Annotated in this window: 23 protein-coding genes; 11 read left to right on the top strand and 12 right to left on the bottom strand. The window is 68.3% G+C overall.

Features of this window, described 5'->3' with window-relative positions; genetic code table 11:
* Positions 1 to 62 precede the first annotated feature (62 nt).
* The gene (locus tag ACFSCU_RS06565) at positions 63 to 1,178 is read left to right on the top strand and encodes an acyl-CoA dehydrogenase family protein (protein WP_257645807.1); all 1,116 of its coding nucleotides are present in this window, start codon (positions 63 to 65) and stop codon (positions 1,176 to 1,178) included.
* A 79-nt stretch (positions 1,179 to 1,257) separates the two neighbouring features.
* Positions 1,258 to 2,685 carry a multidrug transporter subunit MdtD gene (gene mdtD / locus ACFSCU_RS06560; RefSeq protein ID WP_308645862.1) on the top strand — a complete coding sequence of 476 codons (1,428 nt, stop codon included), beginning with the start codon at positions 1,258 to 1,260 and terminating at the stop codon, positions 2,683 to 2,685.
* A 246-nt stretch (positions 2,686 to 2,931) separates the two neighbouring features.
* Here the strand turns inward: mdtD and ACFSCU_RS06555 are convergent, their stop codons facing one another.
* Positions 2,932 to 3,534: a P-loop nucleotide/nucleoside kinase family protein gene (locus ACFSCU_RS06555; protein ID WP_180550988.1), complete on the bottom strand. Its 603-nt coding sequence runs from the start codon at positions 3,532 to 3,534 to the stop codon at positions 2,932 to 2,934.
* Positions 3,535 to 3,565: 31 nt separating this feature from the next.
* Positions 3,566 to 4,123 (bottom strand): HNH endonuclease, encoded by a 558-nt coding sequence (locus tag ACFSCU_RS06550; RefSeq protein ID WP_180550987.1) that lies wholly within the window; start codon positions 4,121 to 4,123, stop codon positions 3,566 to 3,568.
* 180 nt (positions 4,124 to 4,303) lie between these two features.
* Between ACFSCU_RS06550 and ACFSCU_RS06545 the strand changes: the two genes are divergently transcribed.
* The 3 genes from ACFSCU_RS06545 (at position 4,304) to lspA (ending at position 8,983) form a co-directional block, all read left to right on the top strand.
* Positions 4,304 to 5,326, top strand: coding sequence for a bifunctional riboflavin kinase/FAD synthetase (locus ACFSCU_RS06545; protein ID WP_377560208.1), 1,023 nt, complete (start codon positions 4,304 to 4,306; stop codon positions 5,324 to 5,326).
* A gap of 130 nt (positions 5,327 to 5,456) precedes the next feature.
* Positions 5,457 to 8,306, top strand: coding sequence for an isoleucine--tRNA ligase (gene ileS, locus ACFSCU_RS06540; RefSeq protein ID WP_377560207.1), 2,850 nt, complete (start codon positions 5,457 to 5,459; stop codon positions 8,304 to 8,306).
* A gap of 161 nt (positions 8,307 to 8,467) precedes the next feature.
* Positions 8,468 to 8,983 (top strand): signal peptidase II, encoded by a 516-nt coding sequence (gene lspA, locus ACFSCU_RS06535; protein ID WP_180550986.1) that lies wholly within the window; start codon positions 8,468 to 8,470, stop codon positions 8,981 to 8,983.
* Positions 8,984 to 8,986: 3 nt separating this feature from the next.
* Here lspA and ACFSCU_RS06530 read toward each other — a convergent pair whose 3' ends face one another.
* Positions 8,987 to 9,295 carry a CcdB family protein gene (locus ACFSCU_RS06530; RefSeq protein ID WP_180550985.1) on the bottom strand — a complete coding sequence of 103 codons (309 nt, stop codon included), beginning with the start codon at positions 9,293 to 9,295 and terminating at the stop codon, positions 8,987 to 8,989.
* A 6-nt stretch (positions 9,296 to 9,301) separates the two neighbouring features.
* Positions 9,302 to 9,640 carry a hypothetical protein gene (locus ACFSCU_RS06525; protein ID WP_377560204.1) on the bottom strand — a complete coding sequence of 113 codons (339 nt, stop codon included), beginning with the start codon at positions 9,638 to 9,640 and terminating at the stop codon, positions 9,302 to 9,304.
* Between the two features lie 188 nt (positions 9,641 to 9,828).
* Between ACFSCU_RS06525 and ACFSCU_RS06520 the strand changes: the two genes are divergently transcribed.
* The 3 genes from ACFSCU_RS06520 to ACFSCU_RS06510 all read left to right on the top strand — a co-directional run bounded on the left by ACFSCU_RS06520 (position 9,829) and on the right by ACFSCU_RS06510 (position 11,674).
* Positions 9,829 to 10,839, top strand: coding sequence for an IS5 family transposase (locus tag ACFSCU_RS06520; protein ID WP_180550983.1), 1,011 nt, complete (start codon positions 9,829 to 9,831; stop codon positions 10,837 to 10,839).
* A 203-nt stretch (positions 10,840 to 11,042) separates the two neighbouring features.
* Complete coding sequence (locus tag ACFSCU_RS06515; protein WP_180550982.1) at positions 11,043 to 11,279, top strand: AbrB/MazE/SpoVT family DNA-binding domain-containing protein; 237 nt, start codon at positions 11,043 to 11,045, stop codon at positions 11,277 to 11,279.
* Positions 11,279 to 11,674: a type II toxin-antitoxin system VapC family toxin gene (locus ACFSCU_RS06510; protein WP_257645805.1), complete on the top strand. Its 396-nt coding sequence runs from the start codon at positions 11,279 to 11,281 to the stop codon at positions 11,672 to 11,674. The genes ACFSCU_RS06515 and ACFSCU_RS06510 overlap by 1 nt, the downstream gene beginning before the upstream one ends.
* A 23-nt stretch (positions 11,675 to 11,697) precedes the next feature.
* On the opposite strand, the gene ACFSCU_RS06505 is transcribed toward ACFSCU_RS06510, so the two are convergent.
* Entirely contained in the window at positions 11,698 to 12,678 is a 981-nt protein-coding gene (locus ACFSCU_RS06505) for a quinone oxidoreductase family protein (RefSeq protein WP_377560203.1), read from the bottom strand.
* Between the two features lie 196 nt (positions 12,679 to 12,874).
* On the opposite strand from ACFSCU_RS06505, the gene ACFSCU_RS06500 reads away from it, so the two are divergent.
* The 3 genes from ACFSCU_RS06500 (at position 12,875) to ACFSCU_RS06490 (ending at position 16,137) form a co-directional block, all read left to right on the top strand.
* The gene (locus ACFSCU_RS06500; RefSeq protein ID WP_180550981.1) at positions 12,875 to 13,774 is read left to right on the top strand and encodes a DMT family transporter; all 900 of its coding nucleotides are present in this window, start codon (positions 12,875 to 12,877) and stop codon (positions 13,772 to 13,774) included.
* A gap of 4 nt (positions 13,775 to 13,778) precedes the next feature.
* On the top strand, positions 13,779 to 15,536 hold the full coding sequence (locus ACFSCU_RS06495) for a SulP family inorganic anion transporter (protein ID WP_180550980.1): 1,758 nt from the start codon (positions 13,779 to 13,781) through the stop codon (positions 15,534 to 15,536).
* Between the two features lie 82 nt (positions 15,537 to 15,618).
* Positions 15,619 to 16,137, top strand: a complete 519-nt coding sequence (locus ACFSCU_RS06490) for a hypothetical protein (protein ID WP_180550979.1) — start codon at positions 15,619 to 15,621, stop codon at positions 16,135 to 16,137.
* Between the two features lie 292 nt (positions 16,138 to 16,429).
* Here the strand turns inward: ACFSCU_RS06490 and ACFSCU_RS06485 are convergent, their stop codons facing one another.
* The 7 genes from ACFSCU_RS06485 to ACFSCU_RS06455 form a co-directional block, all read right to left on the bottom strand.
* Positions 16,430 to 17,857 (bottom strand): bifunctional enoyl-CoA hydratase/phosphate acetyltransferase, encoded by a 1,428-nt coding sequence (locus ACFSCU_RS06485; protein WP_377560202.1) that lies wholly within the window; start codon positions 17,855 to 17,857, stop codon positions 16,430 to 16,432.
* Positions 17,858 to 18,216: 359 nt separating this feature from the next.
* The gene (locus tag ACFSCU_RS06480; protein WP_377560201.1) at positions 18,217 to 19,008 is read right to left on the bottom strand and encodes an SDR family oxidoreductase; all 792 of its coding nucleotides are present in this window, start codon (positions 19,006 to 19,008) and stop codon (positions 18,217 to 18,219) included.
* An 85-nt stretch (positions 19,009 to 19,093) separates the two neighbouring features.
* Complete coding sequence (locus ACFSCU_RS06475; RefSeq protein WP_377560200.1) at positions 19,094 to 19,366, bottom strand: hypothetical protein; 273 nt, start codon at positions 19,364 to 19,366, stop codon at positions 19,094 to 19,096.
* A gap of 13 nt (positions 19,367 to 19,379) precedes the next feature.
* On the bottom strand, positions 19,380 to 20,264 hold the full coding sequence (locus tag ACFSCU_RS06470) for a DMT family transporter (protein ID WP_180550978.1): 885 nt from the start codon (positions 20,262 to 20,264) through the stop codon (positions 19,380 to 19,382).
* 263 nt (positions 20,265 to 20,527) lie between these two features.
* Positions 20,528 to 22,141 (bottom strand): gamma-glutamyltransferase family protein, encoded by a 1,614-nt coding sequence (locus ACFSCU_RS06465; RefSeq protein WP_377560199.1) that lies wholly within the window; start codon positions 22,139 to 22,141, stop codon positions 20,528 to 20,530.
* A gap of 332 nt (positions 22,142 to 22,473) precedes the next feature.
* Positions 22,474 to 23,787 (bottom strand): DUF3422 family protein, encoded by a 1,314-nt coding sequence (locus ACFSCU_RS06460; RefSeq protein ID WP_180550977.1) that lies wholly within the window; start codon positions 23,785 to 23,787, stop codon positions 22,474 to 22,476.
* 126 nt (positions 23,788 to 23,913) lie between these two features.
* The gene (locus tag ACFSCU_RS06455) at positions 23,914 to 25,425 is read right to left on the bottom strand and encodes a tripartite tricarboxylate transporter permease (RefSeq protein ID WP_180550976.1); all 1,512 of its coding nucleotides are present in this window, start codon (positions 25,423 to 25,425) and stop codon (positions 23,914 to 23,916) included.
* Between the last annotated feature and the right edge of the window lie 13 nt (positions 25,426 to 25,438).

Raw genomic sequence — 25,438 nt, 5'->3', positions numbered from 1 at the left:
CCTCGCCCCTGCCCTCTCCCACAAGTGGGCGAGGGAGCCAGGACAGACAAAGGAAGACAAACATGGACTTCGATTTCTCAGACGACCAGCAGGCCCTGCGCGACGCCGTCGCCAAATGGGTCGAGAAAAGCTACGACTTCGAGCGTCGTCAAGCCACCGTCAAGGCCGGCGGCTTCGACCGCGGCATCTACAACGAACTGGCCGAGCTCGGCCTGACCGGCATCTACGTGGACGAAGACCACGGCGGCATGGGCATGGGGCCCGTGGAGGCCATGGTGGTGATGGAAGAATTGGGCCGCGGCATCGTCACCGAGCCGCTGACGCAGGCCTTCATCACCAGCGCGGTGATCCATGCCTACGGCGGTGATGACGTGAAATCCGCCTGGCTGCCCAAGATCGCCAGCGGCGAGGCGCTGGTGGTGCTGGCGCATCAGGAGCGCAAGGCGCGCTACAAGCTCGACGTGTGCGAGGCCACTGCAGCCAAGAGCGGCGATGGCTACACCGTCACCGGCCTGAAGAACATCGTGCCCGCGGGCGACCAGGCCGACGCCTTCGTGGTGCCCGCGCAGCTGGGCGGCAAGCTGTCCCTGTTCCTGGTCGCACGCTCGGCCAGCGGCGTAAGCACGCGCGGCTACCTGACGCAGGACGAGGCGCGCGCCGCCGACGTCAAGCTCGACAACGCCCCCGCCACACTGATCACCACCGACGGCCTGACGGCGCTGACGCACGCGGTCGACATCGGCATCGCCTGCCTGTGCGCCGAAGGCGTGGGCGCGATGGAGCAGACGCTGAAGCTGACAACCGAATACATGAACCAGCGCAAGCAGTTCGGCGTCACCATCTCCACCTTCCAGGCGCTGCGCCACCGCGTGGCCGACATGAAGATGCAGCTGGAGCTGGCGCGCAGCATGAGCTACTACGGCACGCTGAAGCTGAACGCGCCCGAGGCCGAGCGCCGCCAGGCGCTGTCGCGCGCCAAGGTGCAGCTGGGCCAGTCGATGCGCTTCGTCGGCCAGCAGTCGGTGCAGCTGCACGGCGGCATCGGCGTGACGGACGAGTACGCCGGCAGCCACTACTTCAAGAAGCTGACGCAGATGGAGATGACCTACGGCGACACGCTGCACCACCTGGGCGAGGTGAGCGAGCGCATGACGGAGACCGCTGGCGTCTTTGCCTGACAGCGCGGCGCACCGGCGCCGCCTATCATCCCGAGCGTGGTGCCCCGCAAGGCGCCACGCTTTTTTTCTGCCCCGCGCCGTGCCCGCCGCCGCCCCCACGCCCACCGCCAACCCACGCATCCTGCTGTGGCTGGTGGCCATCGGCTTCTTCATGCAGACGCTGGATTCGACCATCGTCAACACCGCATTGCCCGCCATGGCGCGCAGCCTGGGCGAATCGCCGCTGCGCATGCAGGCCGTGGTGGTGGCCTATGCGCTGACGATGGCGGTCATCATCCCGGCCACCGGCTGGCTGGCGGACCGCTTCGGCACGCGGCACATCTTCCTGCTGGCCATCGTGCTGTTCACCGCCGGTTCGGCGGCCTGCGCGGCGGCGCCCAGCTATAACGCGCTGGTGGCGGCGCGCGTGCTGCAGGGCGTGGGCGGCGCCATGTTGCTGCCGGTGGGGCGGCTCACCGTGCTGCGGCAGTTTCCGAAGGACCAGTTCGTCGCTGCCATGAGCTTCGTCGCCATCCCCGGCCTGATGGGCCCGCTGATCGGCCCCACCCTCGGCGGCTGGCTGGTGGAGGCGGCCTCGTGGCACTGGATCTTCCTCATCAATATCCCCGTCGGCATCGTCGGCGCGCTGGCCACGCTGCGCTTCATGCCCAACCTGCGCCATGCCGACCCCGGCCGGTTCGACCTGGGCGGCTACGCGCTGCTGGTGCTGGCCATGGTGGCCATCTCGCTGGCGCTGGATGGCATGAGCGGGCTGGGCTGGGCGCGCACGCTGGTGGTGCTGCTGCTGGTGGCGGGGCTGGCGGCGCTGGCCGCCTACTGGCTGCACGCCATGCGCAGCCCGGCGCCGCTGTTCACACCGGCGCTGTTCGGTGTGCACAGCTACCGCGTGGGCGTGCTGGGCAACCTTTTCGCGCGCATCGGCTCGGGTGCCATGCCCTACCTGATTCCGCTGCTGATGCAGCTGGCCATGGGCTTCTCGCCGGCGCAGGCCGGCATGCTGATGCTGCCGGTGGCGCTGGCCGCCATGGCCACCAAGCGCCTGGTCACCCGCATCATCACCCGCTGGGGCTATCGGCCGGTGCTGGTGGGCAACACGCTGCTGCTGGGCGCGCTGATCGCCGCCTTTGCGCTGATGACGCCCGAGCAGCCGCTGTGGCTGCGCGTGCTGCAGATGGCGGTGTTCGGCGGCGTCAACTCGATGCAGTTCACCGCGATGAACGCGGTGACGCTGAAAGACCTGGAGCCGGCGCGAGCGGCCAGCGGCAACAGCCTGTTCTCGATGGTGCAGATGCTGGGCATGAGCCTGGGCGTGACCTGTGCCGCCGCGCTGCTGCACGCCTTTGCCGACTGGCTGGACACCGGCGCGGGCCTCAGCGCGCTGCCGGCGTTCCGCGCCGCCTTCGTGGTGATCGGGCTGATGACGATGCTGTCGGCCGCCATCTTCTGGCAGCTGGACCGCGGGCTGCCCAGGCGGCCGGTGCCGCCGGAATCGCCGGATCCGGCTTGAGCGCATGCGGTGGGCGGCGGGCGAGCGCCCTCAGCCACCTCGCAAAAATAAAGGGGAGTATCCACCTCCAGCGCTTACAGGTCGGGCGCTAGCGTCCAGCATGCAGGGGAGTATGCAGCCCATTCCGATGTGGGAGCGGCCTTGGCCGCGATGGCGGCGCGTCGATGGCAGAGGCGCCTATCGCGGCCACGGCCGCTCCTACAAAAGACACAGCTGCTCGCGCCCCCCATGGGGCGCCGGCTCATTTCATTCCGAACCCTTGGCCAGCGCCTGCATCAGCGCATCGAACTCGGGCGCGCCGGCGGCCGTGTTGTCGAACATCAGCAGTTCAGGGTACTCGGCCGGATCCAGCGTGAACAGGCGCGTGCGGTAGTCGTCCCAGTGCGCCAGCTTCCACGCATCGTTGGCGTTGCCGCGCGCGGCGATGCGGCGGCGCGCCTCGGCCTCCTGCAGCGTCACCCAGACGATGCGCACCTGCACGTCGTCGGCCACGCCCAGCCATGCGCGGTCGGCCAGCTGGTGGGCCTTGACCTCGCGCGACAGCGGCCCGACCACGATGGTGCTGACGCCCAGGCCCAGGTTCTCGCGCGCGGTCTTCATCAGGCCGTGGTACTCGGGGTTGCGCAGGTGCTGCAGGTAGGGCGGGCTGTCGCGGTCGTTCGGGTCGCCCGTCAGCACGCCCATCACGGCCGAGCTGTAGTCGCCGTACAGCGTGTCCTTGTCGAGCAGGCAGAACGATTCGCCGGTGCACTGCACGTGCGCCTCGGCCATCAGCGCGGCGATGGTGCGGCGCGCCAGCGTGGTCTTGCCGGTGCCGGCGTGGCCGCAGAAGAAGATCAGTCGGGGCATGGCCGCAGCATACCCGCGCTGGCGGCGGTGCTCAGCCGTGCAGCCGCGAACTCTTGGGCAGGTGCGCCATCAGGAACTCCATCTGGTCCGCCAGGATGCGGCGGTTGCGCAGGATGAAGTCTTCCCACAGGCTGGGCACATAGGGCGCGTACAGCAGCGGCATGCGCGCCTGCTCGGGCGTGCGGTCGCGCTTGCGGTGGTTGCAGCCGCGGCAGGCGGTGACCACGTTCATCCAGCCGTTGCGGCCCCTCTGCGCCAGGGGAATGATGTGCTCGCGCGTCAGCTCGGTTTCGTGAAAGTGGCCGCCGCAGTAGGCGCACACATTGCGGTCGCGCGCGAACAGCTTGTCGTTGGTCAGGCCCGGGCGCAGGTCGAACGGGTTGATGCCCGGCACGCCCTTGGTGCCAATGATGCTGTTGACGGTGATGATGGACTGCTCGCCCGTCACGGCGTTGTGCCCGCCGCGGAACGTGGCCACGCGCTGGCCCACCTCCCAGCGCACCTCCTCGGCGGCGTAGTGGATCACCGCCTGCTGCAGCGATATCCAGGATTGCGGCAACCCTTGTGCCGACAGCTTGAGCACCTTCACAAAACGACTCCTCTTGCTGGAAGAAACCATCGTCTGTGGCCGGCGGCGCCAGTGCTGGCCACCCCTAGGCATGGGCAGGCCCATGTCAGCCAGACAATATACTCCGTTTTCATGACGTTTTTGCGTCCGGGCGCTTGACTGGCAAGCGCAACACGCTATCAAAAAAATACCACCCCGACCATGAAGATCTTCCGCGGCCTGCGCCACCCCGGCATCGCGCCCGGCTGCGCGTTGACGATCGGCAATTTCGACGGCGTACACCGCGGCCACCAGGCCATGCTGGCGCTGCTGAACAACGAGGCCGCGCACCGCGGCGTGCCCAGCTGCGTGATGACCTTCGAGCCGCACCCGCGCGACTACTTTGCCGCCGTCACCGGCAAGCCCGACCTGGCGCCGGCGCGCGTCTCCACCTTCCGCGACAAGCTGTGCGAGCTGGCCGCCTGCGGGGTCGACCAGTGCATCGTGCTGCCCTTCAACGCCGCCCTGGCCAGCCAGCCGCCGCAGGCCTTCATCGACGAGGTGCTGGTGCAGGGCCTGGGCGTGCGCTACGTGCTGGTGGGCGACGACTTCCGCTTTGGCGCCAGGCGCGCGGGCGACTACGCCATGCTGGACGCGGCCGGCATCGCCCAGGGCTTCGAGGTGGCGCGCATGCAGTCGTACGAGGTGCACGGGCTGCGCGTGTCGTCCACCGAGGTGCGCGCGGCGCTGGACGAAGGGCGCATGCAAGACGCGGCACGGCTGCTGGGCCGGCCGTATTCGATCAGCGGCCACGTGGTGCACGGCCGCAAGCTGGGCCGCGCGCTGGCTGAAACGGCGCCGGGCAAGGCGGACGGCTTTCGCACCCTCAACCTGCGCTTTTCGCGCCGCGCCCATGCCTGGAAGCCGGCTGCCAGCGGCATCTTCGTGGTCGAGGTGCACGGCCTGGGTGATGCGCCCCTGGCCGGCGTGGCCAACCTGGGCGTGCGCCCATCGCTGGACCCCAACGACGTGAACGGCGGCCGCGTGCTGCTGGAAACGCATGTGCTCGACTGGCCGCCGCACCTCGGCCCCGAGGGGGCCTACGGTAAAATCATCCGCGTGGACCTGCTGCACAAACTGCACGACGAGTTGCGCTATCACAGCCTGGCGGCGCTGACCGAAGGCATCGCGCGCGACTGCGCCGATGCCCGTGCCTGGCTGGCCGGCCGCCCGGCGCGAATTTGAAGGGGCGGCGGACGCCCCTCGCCCTCACCCGTCCGCACCAGCGCCCCACTCCTGTTTTCATAGCTTCTTGCGCTTGCTACGCCTGCGCAAACGGCCGATTTGATTCATATTTTTCGCACGGTTTCACACCATGAGCACCGAGAACAAGACCGACTACAGCAAGACGCTCAACCTGCCCGACACGCCCTTCCCCATGCGCGGCAACCTGCCCCAGCGCGAGCCGGGCTGGGTGCAGCAGTGGGACGAGGGCGGCCTGTACAAGCGCCTGCGCGCCGCCCGCGCCGGGCGCGAGAAATTCATCCTGCACGACGGCCCGCCCTACGCCAACGGCCAGATCCACATCGGCCACGCGATCAACAAGGTGCTGAAGGACATGATCGTCAAGGCGCGCCAGTTGAAGGGCCTGGACGCGCGCTACGTGCCCGGCTGGGACTGCCACGGCCTGCCGATCGAGAACCAGATCGAGAAGCTGTACGGCCGCAACCTGAGCCGCGATGAAATGCAGGCCAAGAGCCGCGCCTTCGCCACCGAGCAGATCGGCCTGCAGATGAAGGACTTCAAGCGCCTGGGCGTGCTGGGCGAATGGGACAACCCCTACAAGACCATGAACAAGCCGAACGAGGCGGGCGAGCTGCGCCTGTTCAAGCGGCTGATCGAAAAGGGCTTCGTCTACCGCGGCCTCAAGCCCGTGTACTGGTGCTTCGACTGCGGCTCGGCGCTGGCCGAGGCCGAGATCGAATACCAGGACAAGCGCAGCCACACGCTGGATGTGGCCTTCGAATCCGCCGAGCCCGAGAAGCTGGCCGCCGCCTTCGGCGTGCCGGCCTTCGACAAGCCCGCATTCGTCGTCATCTGGACCACCACCGCCTGGACGATTCCGGCCAACCAGGCGCTCAACCTGGGCCCGCACATCGAATACGCGCTGGTCGACACTTCGCGCGGCGTGCTGCTGCTGGCCAAGTCGCGCGTGGAGGATGCGCTCAAGCGCTACGGGCTGGAAGGCACCGTCATCGCCACCGCGATGGGCGACCAACTGGGCGGCCTGAACTTCAAGCACCCGCTGTACGACGTGGCCAGCCCCGACGGCAGCTACGGCTACCGCCGCCTCTCGCCGGTGTACCTCGCCGACTACGCCACCGACAGCGACGGCACGGGTATCGTGCACTCGTCGCCTGCCTACGGTGTGGACGACTTCAACTCCTGCGTCGCGCACGGGATGAAGCACAGTGAGATCCTCAACCCCGTGCAGGGCGGCGGCAGCTACGCGGCCGACTTCCCGCTGTTCGGCGGCATGGACATCTGGAAAGCCGCGCCGGTCGTCACCCAGACGCTGGCCGACGCCGGCCGCCTGCTGGCCACCGCCCCGCTGGACCACAGCTACCCGCACTGCTGGCGCCACAAGTCGCCGGTGATCTACCGCGCCGCCTCGCAATGGTTCGTGCGCATGGACGAAGGCGAAGGCGTGTTCACCAAGGACAAGGCCACCGAGACGCTGCGCACCACCGCCCTGCGCGCCATCGAGCAGACCGCCTTCTACCCGCCCGCCGGCAAGGCGCGTCTGCGCGACATGATCGCCAACCGCCCCGACTGGGTCATCAGCCGCCAGCGCGCCTGGGGCGTACCAATCCCGTTCTTCCTGCACAAGGAGACGGACCAGCTGCACCCGCGGACCATGGAGATCATCGACCAGGCCGCCGACATCGTTGAAAAGGGTGGCATCGAAGCCTGGAGCCGCGTGACCACCGAGGAAATCCTCGGCCCCGACGACGCGCCGCACTACAACAAGAGCAACGACATCCTGGAGGTGTGGTTCGACTCCGGCTCCACCTTCTGGCACGTGCTGTGCGGCACGCACCCCGACGAGCACCACGCCAGCGGCCCCGAGGCCGACATGTACCTCGAAGGCCACGACCAGCACCGCGGCTGGTTCCATTCGTCGCTGCTGCTGGCCAGCGCCATCCGTGGCCGCGCGCCCTACCGCAGCCTGCTCACGCACGGCTTCGTGGTCGACGGCCAGGGCCGCAAGATGAGCAAGAGCCTGGGCAACATCGTGGTGCCGCAGGAAGTCAGCAGCAAGCTGGGCGCCGAGATCATCCGCCTGTGGGTGGCCTCGACCGACTACTCGGGCGACCCGAGCATCGACGACAAGATCCTGGCCCGCGTGGTCGACAGCTACCGCCGCATCCGCAACACGCTGCGCTTTCTGCTGGCCAACGTGAGCGACTTCGACCCCGCCAAGGACGCCGTGGCGCCCGAGCAGATGCTGGAGATCGACCGCTGGATGCTCGCGCGCGCCGCCGAGTTCCAGAAGGACGTGATCGCCCACTACGAGGTGTACGAGTTCCACCCCGTGGTCGCCAAGCTGCAGCTGTTCTGCTCCGAAGACCTGGGCGGCTTCTACCTCGACGTACTGAAGGACCGCCTGTACACCACGGCACCGAAGTCGCTGGCACGCCGCAGCGCCCAGACCGCGCTGTGGCAGCTGACGCACGCCATGCTGCGCTGGATGGCGCCTTTCCTCAGCTTCACCGCCGAGGAGGCGTGGAAGGTGTTCGGTGATTCCGAATCGATCTTCCTGGAGGAGTATGCGCAGTTCGCCGAAACCGACGCCGCGCTGCTGGCCAAGTGGGCGCGCATCCGCGACATCCGCGAGGTGGTCAACAAGGACATCGAGGCGCTGCGCGAGAAGGGCGAAGTCGGCTCGTCGCTGCAGGCCAATGTCACGCTCACGGCGCCGCCGGAAGACCATGCGCTGCTGGCCAGCCTGGGCGATGACCTGAAGTTCGTCTTCATCACCTCTGCTATCGAACTGAAAGCTGGCAGCGCCCTGTCCACGGCGGTTACGGCCTCGAAAGCCGTGAAATGCGAACGCTGCTGGCACTACCGCGACGACGTGGGCGCCGACGCCGCGCACCCGACGATCTGCGGCCGCTGCGTGAGCAACCTGCACGGCGCGGGCGAAACCCGCACGGCGGCCTGATCGCCGCTTCGCGCTTATAGTCCATCGTCATTCCGGCGCAAGCCGGAATCCACCAGCTTGTCCACGAACCGCCGCGCTTGAAGGAGCACTGGATTGCGGTTTGCGCCGGAACGACGGTGACTTGAGCACCCTACGGAAAACAAGGAAACGGATCAAACCCCATGTCACGCAGAAAATCCGGTGCGCCCGGTCTGGCACTCTGGCTGGCGCTGGCCGCGCTGGTGGTGGTGCTCGATCAGTTCACCAAGCAACTGATCCTGGGCAATTACCAGCTCGGGGACAGCACGTATGTGACGAGCTTCTTCAACATCGTGCGCGCCCACAACACCGGCGCCGCGTTCTCGTTCCTGGCCGGCGCGGGCGGTTGGCAGCGCTGGTTCTTCGTCGCGCTGGCCGTGGCGGCCTCGCTGTTCATCGTCTGGCTGCTGCGTTCGCACCCGGGGCAGAAGCTGTTCGCTTTCAGCTTGAGCATGATCCTCGGCGGCGCCGTCGGCAACGTCATCGACCGGCTGCTGCACGGCTACGTGGTGGATTTCCTCGACTTCCACTGGTCGTTCTTGAGCCCGATGTTCTACCGGGGGCACTTCCCGGCCTTCAACATCGCCGACGCGGCCATCACGGCCGGAGCCATCGGCCTGATCCTGGACGAAATCCTGCGGGTGCGGCGCGGGCGGTAAAGCTCAGTACCCGCGCAACATGAACTCGATGCAGGCCTCCGCCACGGCCTGCTCGCCGTCGCTCAAGCGGCGTATCGGCGCACGCAGCAGGCGCGTGGGCACGGCCAACACGTTCGGAGTGTCCAGCACATAGAGGTCGCCGCCCACCGTCACGCTGCTTTGCGCGCGCTGCATCACTGGCTGGCCGGGCACGGCAAGCCGCAGCGGAACGCACCAGCGCGTGGCCGTCGTGACCAGATCGCTCTGCACGTCCAGAAACAGGGCATGACTGGCGCGCGGGTTGGGGTTGCGATAGAGGTCGAAGCGGGGCATGGCGGCTCAGCCGACGGCGCGCGCCGCTGCGTCCAGGTATTGCTGTAACTGCTCGGCGGCAGTTCCGTGCCCATCCACCTCGGCGGCATACGCCTCCAGCGCCTCCCGGTTCGCCAGCGCCCAGTCGTTGGCCTGCAGGTAGCCACCCGGTGGTCGCCAATCCGCGCTTGAGCGCGCGGGCGCTGACGCGCGCTTGCCGGCCACGACGCTCATGGGAATCAGTTCCACCCGTTGGTCGGCATGCACCACCATCTCGAACAACTGACCGGCAAAGCGCTTGCCCAGCGATATCTGGCCGCTGGCGCCGACTTCTTTCAACATGATGCACCTCAGAATGCTGACCATGCAATCATGCGGCATGATTCTGGGGCGGGTCAAGGCATGCCGCCTGCGCGACCAAGTGCAGCCAAGCTGCCTTGACAAAGGGTGCAGCGCCCTATTTCTGTCCAAATCAAGACCGCTGCATAACTGGTAGCACTCCTGATGCGCGTCCTTGGCCGATGCGCTCCAATCGCCCCAGGAGGTGATGACCGATGGACAGCTTCTTTCTGATGGGCGCGCGCCCGCTGGTCGAGTTCAGCCCGAGCATGAAGCTGCACGAGTTGCTTGACTGGAGCGCCATTGCTGGGCAGTTGACGGGCCTGTACCAGCGCGAGATCAGCGGCGCCGGTGGTCCCCAGCCCTATTCGCCGCTGGGCATGTTCAAGCTCATGCTGCTGGGTCAGTGGCACGGTCTGTCCGATACCCAACTGGAGCAGGCCCTGCGCGTGCGCCTGGACTTCATGGTCTTCACTGGTTTCGAACCCTCGGCCGGTGAGTTGCCCGATGCCAGCACCATTTGCCGCTTCCGCAACCGCCTGGTCAAGGCCGAACTCGACACGAGGCTGCTGGCGCTCATCAACAGCCAGTTGGAGCAACGAGGCCTGAAGGTGCAAGGCGCGCGCGGGGCCATCATTGATGCCAGCATCATCCCCAGCGCTGCACGCCCGAGGCAGCACGTCGAAGGTGAAGGCGAGCAAGCCAGACTCGTTGACAGCGCCGACAGTGAAGCGCGCTGGGTCAAGAAAGGCAAACACGCCTTCTTCGGCTACCGGGGCCACACGGCAGTCGACAGCGAAGACGGCTACGCCCGGCATGTGCAGGTGCACCCAGCCAACGAAGCCGAGATCAACAAGTTGCCTGAGATCGTCGAGGCACTCTCGCCTGGGATAGAGGCCGTGCTGGCCGACAAGGGTTATGCGAGCAAGGCCAACCGGCAGTGGCTCGCCGAGCGTGGCATCGGTGATCTGATCCAGCACAAGGGCAGCGCGGGCAAGCCGGTGCATGCGCTACTCAAGCAATTCAACAAGCAGATCGGCTCCATCCGCTTCAAGGTGGAGCAGGCCTTCGGCACGATGAAGCGCAGGTTCCACTTGGGCAGGGCGCGCTACTTCGGCACAGCGAAGGTACAGGCGCAGATGTGCTGGGCGGCATTGGGGATGAATCTGCTGAAGGCCCATCGCAAGCTCAAAGCGATGGAGCTTGCTGGGGCAGGTGCGCCCTGAAAGGCGAAACGGGGCGCTGAAACGCCCCCAAGCACAGAAATCCGGGGCAACAAACGCTCGAAAACATCCAAGATGGCGCCGTAGACCAGCATCACGCCTCAATCCGAGCGGTTATGCAATGGTCTTAAATCGCGGGCGCAGCGGCTTGCCAAGGGCGGACCGAAGTATTACCATGAATTTCAACGTAATACCCAGGAACGCCAATGACCACCACCATCACCGTCAAGGGCCAGGTCACGGTGCCCAAGCACATCCGTGACGCGCTCGGTCTGGTGCCGGGCACGCAGGTCGGTTTTGCGCTCAACGACGAAGGCGACGTGGTACTGCGCGCCGCCCAGCGCCAGCGCGGCAAGCCCACGGACCGCTTTGAAGCGGCCCGCGGCAAGGCCGACGTGAAGTGGCGCACGCAGGACCTGATGAAGCTGCTGCGCGCTGACTGATGCTGGTCGACACCAACGTCCTGGTCGATGTGCTGGAGGACGATCCGGAGTGGGCGGACTGGTCAATCGGGCAGTTGCGCACGCAGTCGCGCGTGCACCGGCTGGTCATCAACCCGGTGATCTATGCCGAGTTGTCGCTCACCTTCTCCACCGTCGAGGCGCTGGACGAGGTGCTGGCTGGGATGCAATTGCCCGTGGTCGAGATGCCTCGTCCCGCGCTGTTCCTGGCGGGCAAGGCATTCGCCCAATACCGGCGCCGTGGTGGCACCAAGGGCAATGTGCTGGCCGACTTTTTCATCGGTGCTCATGCCGCTGTCGCCGGCTGGCCGATCCTGACGCGCGACGGCAGCCGATACCAAAGCTACTTCCCCACGGTGAACCTGGTCATGCCCTGACGCTGCCATGGGCCGCGCCGAGATCAGAGCGTGAGGATCGTGCTGCCCGTGGTCTGCCTTGCCTCCAGCGCCCGGTGCGCCGCCTGCACCTCCGCCAGAGGGAAGCGCTGGTCGATGTGGATCTTCACCTTGCCACTGCGCACCACGTCGAACAACTCGTCGGCCATCGCCTGGCAGCGCTCGCGCGTGGCGATGTGCACGAACAGCGTGGCGCGCGTGACGTACAGGCACTTGGGTGCCAGCACGGCGGGCGCGAACGGAGGCACGGGGCCGCTGGCGTTGCCGAAGCTGGCCATCAGGCCGAAGGGGCGCAGGCACTCCAGCGATTTTTCCCAGGTGTCCTTGCCGACCGAGTCGTAGACCACCTTGACGCCCTGGCCGCCAGTGATTTCCTTCACCCGCGCGGCAAAGTCTTCCACTCTGTAATTGATAGCGTGCGCCGCTCCATTGGCGAGCGCCAACTGGCATTTTTCATCCGAACCCGCGGTGGCGATCAGTTGGTAGCCCAGGGCCCTGGCCCATTGGCAGGCGATCAGGCCCACACCACCGGCCGCCGCGTGCCACAGGATGTGGTCGCCCGCCTGCAGGCCTTCCGCCGGCAGCGTCTTGCGCAGCAGGTATTGCGCCGTCAGGCCCTTCAGCATCATGGCGGCGCCGGTCTCGAAAGGGATGTCGTCGGGCAGCTTGCACACGGCCAGTGCGGGCATCACGCGCGCCTCGCTGTAGCTGCCGGGCGGGTTGCTGGCGTAGGCGGCGCGGTCGCCGGCTTTCAGGTGCGTCACGCCCTCGCCCACCGCCTCGACGATGCCGGCGCCCTCCATGCCCAGGTTCAGCGGCATCGGCAGCTGGTACAGGCCGCTGCGCTGGTAGACGTCGATGAAGTTCAGGCCGATGGCGTGGTGGCGGATGCGGATCTGGCCCGGCCCGGGTTCGCCTACGGGCAGGTCGACAAGCTGCATTTCTTCTGCGCCGCCGTGGCGGGCAATCTGGACGGTCAGGGGCATGGCGGGTTCCTCGGGTGAATCGTTGCAGGGCACGATGGTGCCACGAAGGCCACTGCCCCGCGCAAGCCGGACCGCAGCGGAATCGGTTACTATGTATTCAATAGCTGCTTGCGCAGTATGGGCGTGCGCTGAAGGTCGATTTGGCTTATAAACCAGCCCGCGGCGCCAGCCGCCGATCCGCTACAGTCCGCCCTTCATGTCCGCGCGCCTCACGCCCCGCACCGCCGCCCTGCTGACGTTGCCGCCCCTGCTGTGGGCCGGCAACGCCGTGGTCGGGCGGCTGGTGACCGATCTGGTGCCGCCGATCACGCTGAACTTTCTGCGCTGGGTGCTGGCCTTCGCCATTCTGCTGCCGCTGGCCGCCTGGGTGCTGCGCCCGGGCAGCGGGCTGTGGGCGCACTGGCGGCGCTTTGCGCTGCTGGGGCTGCTGGGCGTGGGGCTGTACAACGCGCTGCAGTACCTGGCGCTGCACACCTCGACGGCGCTGAACGTGACGCTGGTCGCCTCCAGCATGCCGCTGTGGATGATGGCGCTGGGGCGGCTGTTCTTCGATGCGCGCATCACGCGGCCGCAGCTGCTGGGCGCGCTGCTGTCGATGGCGGGCGTGGCGGTGGTGCTGGCGCGCGGCAATCTGGCGCAGCTCGCCCAATTGCAGCTGGTGCCGGGCGATCTGTACATGCTGGCGGCCACCATCGCCTGGGCCTGGTATTCGTGGCTGCTGGCGCGCCGGGCCGAGCCCGATGCCATCCGCGCCGACTGGGCGGCTTTCCTTCTGGCACAGATCGTGTTCGGCCTCGGCTGGTCGGGCCTGATGACGGCGGGCGAGTGGGCGCTGACCGACGCGCGCATCCAGTGGGGCTGGCCGCTGGCGGCGGCGCTGCTGTTCGTGGCCGTGGGCCCGGCGGTGCTGGCCTACCGCTGCTGGGGTCTGGGCGTGCAGAGCGCGGGGCCCACGGTGGCGGGCTTCTTCGGCAACCTCACGCCGCTGTTCGCCGCCGTGATGTCGGCGCTGTTCCTGGGCGAGGCGCCGCGCCTGTACCACGCGGCGGCGTTCGCGCTGATCGTGGCGGGCATCGTGGTGTCGGCCAGGCGGTAGCGGCATGAAGACGCCACCACCGCCCTGGCCCCTGCCCCCGCCCACCGGCTGGTGGCGCTGGGCGCCGGGCGTGCACGTGCTGTTCAACTACCAGCGCGACTGGCTGGCCAGCGACATCGTGGCCGGGCTGGTGCTGTCGGCCATCCTGGTGCCGGTGGGCATGGGCTATGCCGAGGCGGCGGGCGTGCCCGCCATCCACGGGCTGTACGCCACCATCATCCCGCTGCTGGTGTATGCGCTGCTGGGGCCCAGCCGCATCATGGTGCTGGGGCCGGATTCGACCCTGGCCGCCGTCATCGCCAGCCTGATCCTGCCGCTGGCCGGCGGCAGCGTGGAGCGCGCCATCGCCCTGGCCGGTGTGCTGGCGCTGATGACCGGCGCCTTCCTGCTGCTGATCGGCTTCGCGCGGCTGGGGGTGATGGCCGATCTGTTCTCCAAACCGATCCGCCTGGGCTTCTTCAACGCCATCGCGCTCACGGTCATCATCAGCCAGTTGCCCAAGCTGATGGGCTTTTCGGCCTCGGTGGGCGGCTCGCTGGAGCGGCTGGTGGCCATGGTGCAGGGTTTTCTGGACGGGCGCGGCAACCCGGTGGCCATGGCCATCGGCATGGGCACGCTGGGGCTGATTCTGGGCATCCGCCAGGCGCGCCCGCAATGGCCGGCGGTGCTGATCGCGGTGGTGGTGGCCACCGGTCTCTCGGCGCTGCTCGATCTGTCGGCCACGGCCGGGCTGGACGTGATCGGCCCGGTGCCGCACGGCCTGCCGGTGCCCACCTGGCCGCTCACGCTGGTCACGCTGTCCGACCTGCGCGTGCTGGCACCGGGCGCGGCCATCATCGCGCTGCTGGTGTTTGCCGATTCCAGCGTGCTGTCGCGCCTGCTGGCCAAGCGCGCCGGCACCCGCGTGCAGCCCGACCAGGAACTGCTGGCGCTGGGCAGCGCCAACCTGGCGGCGGGGCTGATGCAGGGCTTTCCCATCAGCAGCAGCAACTCGCGCACGCCGGTGGCCGCCAGCGCCGGCGCGCAGACGCAACTGGCCAACCTGGTGGGCGCCGGCGTGATCGCGCTGCTGCTGGTGCTGGCGCCGGGCCTGCTCAAGGACATGCCGCAGGCCGCGCTGGGCGCGGTGGTCATCACCGCCTGCATCTCGTTCACCGACTGGCCCGGCATGATGGCCCTGCTGCGGCAGCGGCGGGTGGAGTTCATGCTGGCGGTGAGCAGCTTTCTCGGCGTGGTGTTCTTCGGCGTCATCCAGGGCATCGCCGGCGCCATCGCCCTGTCGCTGCTGGTGATGGTGTGGAACGCCTGGCACCCCTACCACACGGTGCTGGTGCGGGTGGCCGGGCGCAAGGGCTACCACGACTTCTCGCGCCACCCCGAAGGCCGCTTCGTGCCCGGCCTGGTGCTGTTCCGCTGGGACCAGCAGTTGTTCTTCGCCAATGCCGAGCTGTTTCGCGAGGCGCTGCTGCACGCCGTCGAGCAGGCCCCCACGCCCACGCGCCACGTCATCGTGGCCGCCGAGCCGGTGAACGACATCGACGTCACCGCCGCCGACATGCTGGCCGAGCTGGACCACGAGCTGGAGGCGCGCGGCATCGAGCTGCAGTTCGCCGGCCTGCCCGGCCACGTGCGCGATTTGATCATGCGCTACGGCCTCAGCCCGCGCTTCGACGCCGACCACTTCCACCCCACGGTGGGCAACGCCGTCAACGTCTACCGCGGGCGCCACCCCGTGGACTGGAAGGACTGGGACGAGCGCTGACTTCACGGCCAGCGCCTACAGCCCGCCCCCGCACCACGGGCCTACACTGGCACTTTCTCCAACCATCCTTCGAGGAGCCCCCATGCCCGTGAACCTGAGCGAAGAAGAATTGCAACTGCTGGCCGCGCTGCCGCAATCCATCGGCTCGGCCGTGGCCTTTGCCGGGCGCAGCGGCCTGTTCGGCACCGGCAAGGAGATGTTCGCCAGCGGCCAGGCGCTGATGGCCGGCGTGAAGGACTACCCCGGCAACGAGCTGATCCAGGCCATCGTGCCCGACCCCAAGGCCGCCGACAAGAGCGCCGAGCTGGAGCAGGCCCGCAAGACGCGCGACTGGGCCATGGCCCGCATGAAGGCCAAGGGCATCACCTCGGCCGAGAAGCTGACCGCGCAGACACTGGAAGACGCGCGCGAGGCGGCGCAGCTGCTCGACAGCAAGGTCGACGCCACGCAGGCCGCTCAATACCGCGAATGGGCGCTGAGCGTGGCCGAGAAGGTGGCCATGGCCTCGACCGAGGGCGGCTTCCTGGGCTTTGGCGGCACGCGCCTGAGCGACCCGGAGAAGGCGCTGATCGAGCAGATCAAGACCGCGCTGCGCGCCTGACGCGGGCGTGGCCGCCTGCCTGGCACAAGGTCGAACGCCGGCGCCAGGCGTTCATATACTCCCCCTATAACAGGCCGCTAGCGCCCGTCAGTCGGGCGCGAAAGCAGCATACTCCCCTGAAAACTTGTGGTCATGGGTTGGGGCGAATGCCGTGCGTACCACCACGCCCGTGCATCGGCAGCGCGGCCGGTCGGATTTCGCGCCACCCAACGCCGGCCCGCGGGTTACCGGCGGCGCCCCCTCATCTCGTCATCCAGGCGAAGCAAGGTCATGCGCCGCCAGGCGCGTCATGTCAGGGCTTCACCAGCCGATAGTGGTGCGCCACCCGCTTGGCCAGCACGGCCGAGGCCAGGTAGGCGTTGGCCGTGTCCTGCCGGTGCGTGACCAGCGTGATCGGCACGCGCGCGCCCATGATCAGGCCCGAGGCCGTGGCGCCCGCCAGGTACTGCAACTGGCGCCCCAGCATCGAGGCGGTTTCCATGTCCGGCGCCAGCAGCACGTCGGCCTGGCCGGCCACGGGCGACTGCGGGTGCTTGTCGTGCGCCGACTGCGCCGACACGGCGCTGTCGAAGGCCAGCGGCCCGTCGATCAGCCCGCCGGCAATCTGCCCGCGCTCGGCCATCTTGCACAGCGAAGCGGCGTCGATGGACGAGGGCACGCTGGCGTCGATCTCCTCGGCCGCCGACAGCACGGCCACGCGCGGCGTCTCCACGCCCATGATGCGCGCCAGATCCATCGCGTTGCGCGCGATGTCGGCCTTCTCGGCCAACGTGGGCGCGGCGTGCAGCACGGCGTCGGTCAGCAGCAGCGGCTTGGCGTAGGTGGGCACGTCGAAGCGGAACACGTGCGACAGGCGGCGACGCGTGTGCAGCGCGGGCACGGCCTGCACGGCGGCCAGCAGTTCGTCCTTGCGCAGGCTGCCGGCCATCAGCGCCTCCACCTTGCCCTCGGCCGCCAGCACGGCGGCCGTGGCCGCGGCGGCGGCGCTGTGCGGCGCGGCAATCAGCTCGATGCCCTGCAGGTCCAGCCCGGCCAGCTCGGCGGTTTCGCGGATGCGCTCGGGCGGGCCGATCAGCACCGGCTCGATCAGGCCCTCGCGCGCGGCGCGCAGCGCCCCTTCCAGCGCGCCCGCGTGGCACGGGTGCACCACGCCGCAGCGCACCGCGCTCAGACCCTGGCCCTGCGCCAGCAGCGCCTTCAGGCGCGCCTCGGGGTCGAACAGCTGGATGTGCGGCGCATGAATGCGCGGCTGGCGCACCTTCTCGGTGGGCGCCAGCACCTTGGCCACGCCCGACAGCACCTTGTCGCCGTGCTGGTTGGTCACCACGCAGTCCAGCTCCACGCGCTTCTTCTCGGGCTCCTTGGTCAGCACGGTCACGGTGACGGTGAGCGTGTCGCCAATCCGCACCGGGCGCGAAAAGCGCAGCGACTGCTCCATGTAGATGGTGCCCGGCCCCGGCAGCGTGGTGCCCAGCACGGCCGAGATCAGCGCCCCGCCCCACATGCCGTGGGCAATGACGCCGTGGAACATGCTGGCGTCGGCATAGGCCTGGTCCAGGTGCGCCGGGTTGGTGTCGCCCGAGACGGCGGCAAAGGCGCGGATGTCGTCCTGGCTCAGCGTGCGCACCAGGCGCGCCGTCTGGCCGATCTGCAGCTCGTCGAGGGTGACGTTCTCGATCATGTCGGGTTCGTTCAGGGTATCGGTGGGGGAAGAAGACATCAGCAGCACGGCCGGGGGTCGGAAAAAACCTATGGATAACCCTATCATGCCCAAGGCGTGTGGCAGGGTGATGAAACGCCTTGCCGCGCCGGGCGCCGATGCGTGCGAAAGGGCCGATGTGGGGGATTTGGTGGGGCCGGCCCTCACCCCCGCCCTCTCCCGCAAGCGGGAGAGGGAGCCCATGCCCCGACCGTGGCCGGCCGGCCAGCGAAAACTCCCTCGCCCCTCTGGGGAGAGGGCTGGGGTGAGGGGCCGCGGCGCGGGCGGGTGGAACGGCCGGCCCCCAACCCCAGTCCTCCCCCAGCGGGGGAGGAAGCCCATGCCCTCAACGGCAACCAGCCGCGGGCACCGGCTCCCCCTCAATACGTCCCCGGATACGCCCCCCCATCCGGCAGGATGTTCTGCCCCGTCAGGTAGCCCGCCTGCTGGCTGCACAGAAACGCGCAGATGGCGCCGAACTCATCCGGCGTGCCGAAGCGCCCGGCCGGAATCTGCGCCTGCTGCGCCGCGCGGATGTCGTCGATCGACTTGCCCGTCTTCTGCGCCGCGCCGGCCATCGTGCCCTTCAGCCGGTCGGTGTCGAACTTGCCCGGCAGCAGGTTGTTGATCGTCACGCCCTTGGCCGCGATCTCGGGGTTGCGCGCCAGCCCGGCCACGAAGCCCGTCAGCCCCGAGCGCGCCCCGTTCGACAGCCCCAGGATGTCGATCGGCGCCTTCACCGCGCTCGACGTGATGTTGACGATGCGCCCGAAGCCGCGCGCCAGCATGCCGTCGATGGTGGCCTTGATCAGCTCAATGGGGGTGAGCATGTTGGCGTCGATGGCCTTGATCCACGCGTCGCGGTCCCAGTCGCGGAACGCGCCCGGCGGCGGGCCGCCCGCGTTGGTCACCACGATTTCGAAATCCGCGCGCTGCGCGAACACCGCCGCGCGCCCCTCGGGCGTGGTGATGTCCACGGCGACCGGGATCACCTCGGCCTTGCCATTCAATTCGGCCCGCAGCGCGGCGGCAGCGGCATCCAGCGCCTCCTGGCCACGCGCCACCATCACCACGTTCACGCCCTCGCGCGCCAGCGCCTGCGCGCAGCCCAGGCCCAGCCCCTTGCTGGCGCCGCCGACCAGCGCCCATTTGCCTGCGATACCCAAGTCCATCAGATTTGCTCCTTGCTTGAAAACCTTGAATTTATCCGAGCCGCACAGAGCGCTGCGCTGGTGGTCGCACCGTTGATCTGCCGAGTCAGACCAGCCAGAAACTCAGTAACAGTGCCAGGCCAATGGCGACCAAACCAAGCATCACGATCAACAGCGCACGCCCGAAAAAATCTGGGTCGTAGTCAGGACTGTCGGGGTTACCAAAGTCGTACCTGCGCCCACGAATCAGTGATCGCATTCTTTTGCCAGCGGGCTGAGTCGTATCGGTGTGTTTGAAATACCGGTAGAACATATATCCCCACCAGGCAAGCACCCCCCAAAAGAGCCACTCAAAGTCCAGGTGAGTTACAAACTTCATCAGAACCCCCTTATCACCGCCCTGCCCGGCCGAACAGGAAGATGCCCGCCACCACCAGCGCGGTGCCGGCGGCCAGCCAGGGGGTGAAGGGCTCGCCCAGCAGCACGATGCCCATGGCGATGGTGGAGAGCGGGCCGATCATGCCGACCTGCGCGGCCAGCGTGGGGCCGATGCGCTCCACGGCCATCATCACCAGCAGCACCGGCACGGCGGTGCACAGCGTGGCGTTGAGGATGGACAGCCAGATGACCTGCGGCGCCACCTGGGCGGCCGCCAGCGGCTTGACCAGCACGAACTGCGCGATGCAGCACACGCAGGCAAAGGCCGTGGCCAGGCCCACCAGACGCAGCGAGCCGAGGCGTTGCACGAATTCGCCGCTGTAGAACAGGTACAGCGCGTAGGTGAAGGTGGAGATGAACACCAGCAGCGCGCCCCAGGCGGTGGCGCCGGTGGGGGCCACGCGCAGTTCCAGCCCGAAGACAAGCAGCGCGCCCGCATAGCTGACAGCCGTGGCCAGCAGGTGCCCGCGCGTGATGCGCCGCCCGCGCAGCGCCCAGCCGAGCAGCAGCACCAGCGTGGGGCCGAGGTACAGGATGAGCCGCTCAAGACTCGCGGTGATGTATTGCAGGCCCGCGAAGTCGAGCATGCTGGACAGGTAGTAGCCGATGAAGCCCAGGCCCAGCACGCCGGCCCAGTCGCGCCGCGCGAGCGGCGGCTTGCCGCGCCCGGCCCGCCACGCCATGACGACGAAGAACGGCAGCGCGAACAGCATGCGGTACATGATGAGCGTGACCGCATCCACGCCGTAGCGGTAGGCCAACTTGACGATGATGGCCTTGCCGCTGAAGGCGATGGCGCCCAGGGCGGCGAACAGGAGGCCGGTCGCTCTGCTATTCATAGCTGTTTGCGCTTGGTCCGCGGGCGCTGAGGGCTGATTTGGCTTGGAATTCAAGATGCGGGGTTGCTGAGGTGGCCGAGGTCACAAGTTGTGGAAGCGGGCTGGCCCGCGATGGCAGCGGCAGTGGTGGGCATCACGTTCATCGCGGGCAAGCCCGCTCCCACAGTGTGGGGAAGACGGCACGCGTGGGCCGCTGCCTGAAACGCGTGGCCCATCAAGCGCTGCGTGCCTGAAACCCATGCCGCACACGATGCGTGCACGCCTCAAAACCCCGCCACCAGGCCGTCGCGCCGGCTGTCGCTGGCGCCGATGTAGCCCTCGGTCTTCGGATCGCCCAGGCGCCAGATGAACTGGCCGGCGCCGAAGTCCTGGTAGCTGTCGGCCAGGGCTTCGATGCGGTGGCCGCGGTCTTTCAGGCCCTGCACGACGGCAGGGTCGGCGCTGGCCTCGACGTTGAGGGTGCCATCCGGGTTGGCGCGCCAGCGCGGGGCGTCGCACGCGGCCTGCGGGTTCTGGCCGTGGTCGAGCATGCGCACCAGCGTCTGCACGTGGCCCTGCGGCTGCATGTGCGCGCCCATCACGCCGAAGCTCATCACCGGCTGGCCATCCTGGCTGAGGAAGGCCGGAATGATGGTGTGGAAGGGCCGCTTGCCCGGCGCCACGACGTTGGGGCTGTCGCCCTGCAGGCTGAAGCCGTGGCCGCGGTTCTGCAGGCTGATGCCGAACCCGGGCTCGACACAGCCCGAGCCGAAGCCGAGATAGTTGCTCTGGATGAAGCTGACCATCATGCCGCTCTCGTCGGCCGCGGTGAGGTAGATGGTGCCGCCCTGGCGCGGCAGGCCGGGGCCGAAGTCCTGTGCCTTGTTGATGCGGATGAGTCTGGCACGGCTTTTGAGGTACGACTCGTCGAGCATTTGCGCGGGGGTCACCGCCATCCACGAGGGCTCGGCCACGTGGCGGTACACGTCGGCAAAGGCCAGCTTCATGGCCTCGATCTGCACGTGCTTGGCGCTGACGCTGTGCGCGCCCAGCGCGCCGAGGTCGAAGTGGCCCAGGATGCCCAGCGCCATCAGCGCGGCAATGCCCTGGCCGCTGGGGCCGATCTCGTGCAGGGTGTAGCCGCGGTAGCCGACGCTGAGCGGCTCGACCCATTCGGGCTGGTAGCGCTCGAAGTCGCTGGCCTCGATGACGCCGCCCTGCGCGGCGGCAAAGCGCTGGATGGCGTGCGCGATCTCGCCGCCGTAGAAGGCCACGCCGCGCGAGGCCGCGATGCGCCGCAGCGCCTGCGCCGCCGCCGGAAAGCGGAACAGCTCGCCCACCTGCGGCGCGCGGCCCCAGGGCATGAAGGCGTCGGCAAAGCCGGGCTGCGACTGCAACTCGGGCACGGCGGCGGCCCACTTCTGGCACACCACAGGGGGCACCAGGTAGCCGCGCTCGGCGATCTCGATGGCCGGCGCCAGCACGTCGGCCAGCGGCAGGCGGCCGAAGCGTTTGTTGAGCTGCACCCAGGCCGCCACGGCGCCGGGCACGGTGACGCTGTCGATGCCGCGCTTGGGCGGCGCGCTGGCATCGTCGCCGTATTTGCGGCGGAAGTAGTCCACGCTCCACTTGGCGGGCGCGCGGCCGGCGGCGTTCAGGCCGTGCAGCTGCTGGCCGTCCCACAGGATGCAGAAGGCGTCGCTGCCCAGGCCGTTGCTGACGGGCTCGCAGATGGTCATGGCGGCGGCGCTGGCCACGGCGGCATCGACCGCGTTGCCACCCTGCTGCAGCATGCGCAGCCCCGCCTGCGCCGCCAGCGGGTGCGAGGTGGCGACCATGTTGCGCGCGAACACGGGGTGGCGGGTGGTGGCGTAGGGGTTGTCGTAGCTGAAGGTCATGGCGAATATCGTCTGGGGCCGCACCGCGGCATGGACCAGGGTTCTACAAAAAACATAGCTGACTGCGCTTGATTTACCTGTATTTCAAGACGTTTTTTCTTGAAATCCTTGCTGGGTGGGCGCAAGGCACTATCAAATTCATACTTTCCCGATGCGATGACGAAATGACCTCGCTGCGCTTCGATGACGGCGGCTGCGCCGCCATGACGCCAGCCAAGGGCGAGGCACTGCGCGCATCACTGATGTCATTTCGTCATTTCGTCATCACGCCGCGCAGCGGCGAAGTCATGGCGTCGTCCATCAACAGCCGCCGTCTGGAACGCGAAACGGTATCAGGCATCGGGCCCGCGCCCCATCACGCGGTGGTGCAGCTGGCGCAGCGACCACCACACCAGCGCCACCACCAGCGGCACGGCCACGGCGATGCTGGCCTCGGCGCTGAAAGGCCAGCCCAGCGACTGCGCGCCCTTGAACAGGTAGCCCAGCAGCCCCAGCACGTAGTACGAGATGGCCGCCACCGACAGCCCCTCCACAGTGGATTGCAGCTTGAGCTGCAGCTCCTGCCGCCGGTTCATGCCGGCCAGCAGTTCGCGGTTGCTTTGCTGCTGCTCGACCTCGACACGCGTGCGCAGCAGGCTGCTGGTGCGTTCGATGCGCTGCGACAGCGCGGCCTGGCGCCGGTCGGCCGAGCGGCAGGTGTGCATGGCCGGCAGCAGGCGGCGCTGCATGAAGTCGTGCAGCGACTGCATGCCTTCGATGCGCGTCTCGGCAATGTCGGCCAGGCGCTGTTCGACCAGGCTGAAGTACGCCGCGCTGGCCGAAAAGCGCGTGTGCGTGGCGGCGTAGCGGCTTTCCAGCGCGGCGGCCAGGCGCGTCAGGCGGTCCAGCAGGGCGGCTTCGTCGGCCTTGGCGGCGCCCTGCACCTGCTCGGCCAGGGCGGCCAGTTCGGCCTCACCATCGGCCAGCCAGGCGCCGGTCTCGCGCGCCGCCGGCAGGCCCATCAGGGCGGCCATGCGGTAGGTCTCGATGTCGAGCAGGCGCTGCACCAGCCGCCCCAGGCGGCGCGGCGAGACCTGGCCGGGCGCCGTGTCGCCCACCAGCACCAGCATGCGGATGCTGCCGTCGGCCTGCAACTGCATGTCGGTGTGCAGGTCGGAGCTGCCGCTGATGACGGTGGAGCCGGTCACGCTGCCGGCATCGAACAGGCGGCGCACGGTGGCCGCACCATCGACGGCATCGCGCGGCACGGCCCACAGCTGCAGCTGCGTCAGGCACTGGCCCGGCAGCGCGCGGCGCCACGCGGGTGGCGCGGCCACGTCGGCGGCCTGCGGCTCGCCCTGGCCCAGCGCCAGCACCTCGTCGGCGGGCATCTCGCGCAGGAAGGTCCAGGAGACGAATTCGGTGTGCAGCTCCCAGCGCAGGTCGAACCCCGGCAGGTGGGCGCGGAAGTAGTTGGCGCCTTCGGGCGGCCCCTCGACGCCGGCGCCGGCCAGCAGATCGCGCAGGTGGGCGCGGCTGGCGGCGCGCGCGGCGGCGTCGGCCCACATCACGTGGTGGGCGATGGCCAGCGGCGCGTGCAGGGCCTCGGGCGGGCGGGCGTGCACTTCGCCGTGCAGGGCAGCGCGCAAGGGGTGGGAATCGGTCATGTTGGGGAAGAAGGAACTGCAAAGGACGCGCGAAGCGCCTTATTGTGGCCCACGCCCCTGGCGCCGGGCCCAGCAAAAACGGCGCCCGCAGGCGCCGTTTTGCTCGAAAAAGGCCGGCGTTGGCCGTCAGTCCTCGACGAAGGCCTCTTCGCGGCTCTTCTTGACCGCCGGCATCAGCACGATGATCAGCAGCGCCGCCGCCATGGCCAGCAGCGTGGCCGACAGCGGGCGCGTGACCAGCACGCTCCAGTCGCCGCGCGACAGCAGCAGCGCGCGGCGCAGGTTCTCCTCCATCATTGGGCCCAGGATGAAACCCAGCAGCAGAGGCGCCGGCTCCATGCCCAGCTTGATGAAGACGTAGCCGATGATGCCGAACCAGCCCACCATCCACACGTCCCAGGTGTTGTTGTTGGTCGAGTACACCCCGATGGCGCAGAACAGCACGATGGCCGGGAACAGCCAGCGGTAGGGCACCGTCAGCAGCTTGATCCACAGGCCGATCAGCGGCAGGTTCAGGATGATCAGCATCAGGTTGCCGATCCACATCGAGGCGATCAGGCCCCAGAACAGCTCGGGGTTGCTGGTCATCACCTGCGGGCCGGGCTGGATGTTGTGGATGGTCATGGCGCCCACCATCAGCGCCATCACGGCGTTGGGCGGAATGCCCAGCGTGAGCAGCGGGATGAACGAGGTCTGCGAGCCGGCGTTGTTGGCCGATTCGGGCGCCGCCACGCCGCGGATGTTGCCCTTGCCGAACGGCACTTCGCCGGGCTTGAGCTTGGTCTTCTTCTCGATGGTGTACGAGGCGAAGGCCGACAACATGGCGCCACCGCCGGGCAGGATGCCCAGGGCCGAGCCGATCAGGGTGCCGCGCAGGATGGCGGGCGTCATCAGCTTCCAGTCTTCCTTGCTGGGGTAGATGTGCTCGACCTTGCCGGTGAAGACTTCGCGCTTTTCGGACGGGTGCGACAGGTTGGCGATGATCTCGCCGTAGCCGAACACGCCCATGGCGATGACGATGAAGCCGATGCCGTCGGTCAGCTCGGGAATGTCGAAGCTGTAGCGCGCCACGCCGGAGTTGACGTCGGTGCCCACCATGCCCAGCAGCAGGCCGAGCACGATCATGCCGATGGCCTTGACCAGCGAGCCCGAGGCCAGCACCACGGCGCCGATCAGGCCCAGCACCATGAGCGAGAAGTATTCGGCCGGGCCGAACTTGAAGGCCACCTCGGTCAGCGGCACGGCAAAGCCGGCCAGCACCAGCGTGCCGAAGCAGCCGGCGATGAACGAGCCGATGCCCGCCGATGCCAGCGCCGGGCCGGCGCGGCCCTTGCGCGCCATCTGGTAGCCGTCGATCACCGTCACCACCGACGACGATTCACCCGGCAGGTTGACCAGGATGGCGGTGGTGGAGCCGCCGTACTGCGCGCCGTAGTAGATGCCGGCCAGCATGATGAGCGCGGCCACCGGCGGCAGCGCGTAGGTGGCCGGCAGCAGCATGGCGATGGTGGCCACCGGGCCCACGCCGGGCAGCACGCCGATCAGCGTGCCCAGCAGGCAGCCGATGAAGGCGTAGATCAGGTTCTGCATCGTGAAGGCGACGCCGAACCCCAGTGAGAGATGTTCAATCAGTTCCATGGTGTGCGTCTCC

It is taken from the genome of Ottowia beijingensis (assembly GCF_042680925.1).
Taxonomy (GTDB): domain Bacteria; phylum Pseudomonadota; class Gammaproteobacteria; order Burkholderiales; family Burkholderiaceae_C; genus Ottowia; species Ottowia beijingensis.
This window is presented reverse-complemented; position numbering and strand designations above follow the sequence as displayed.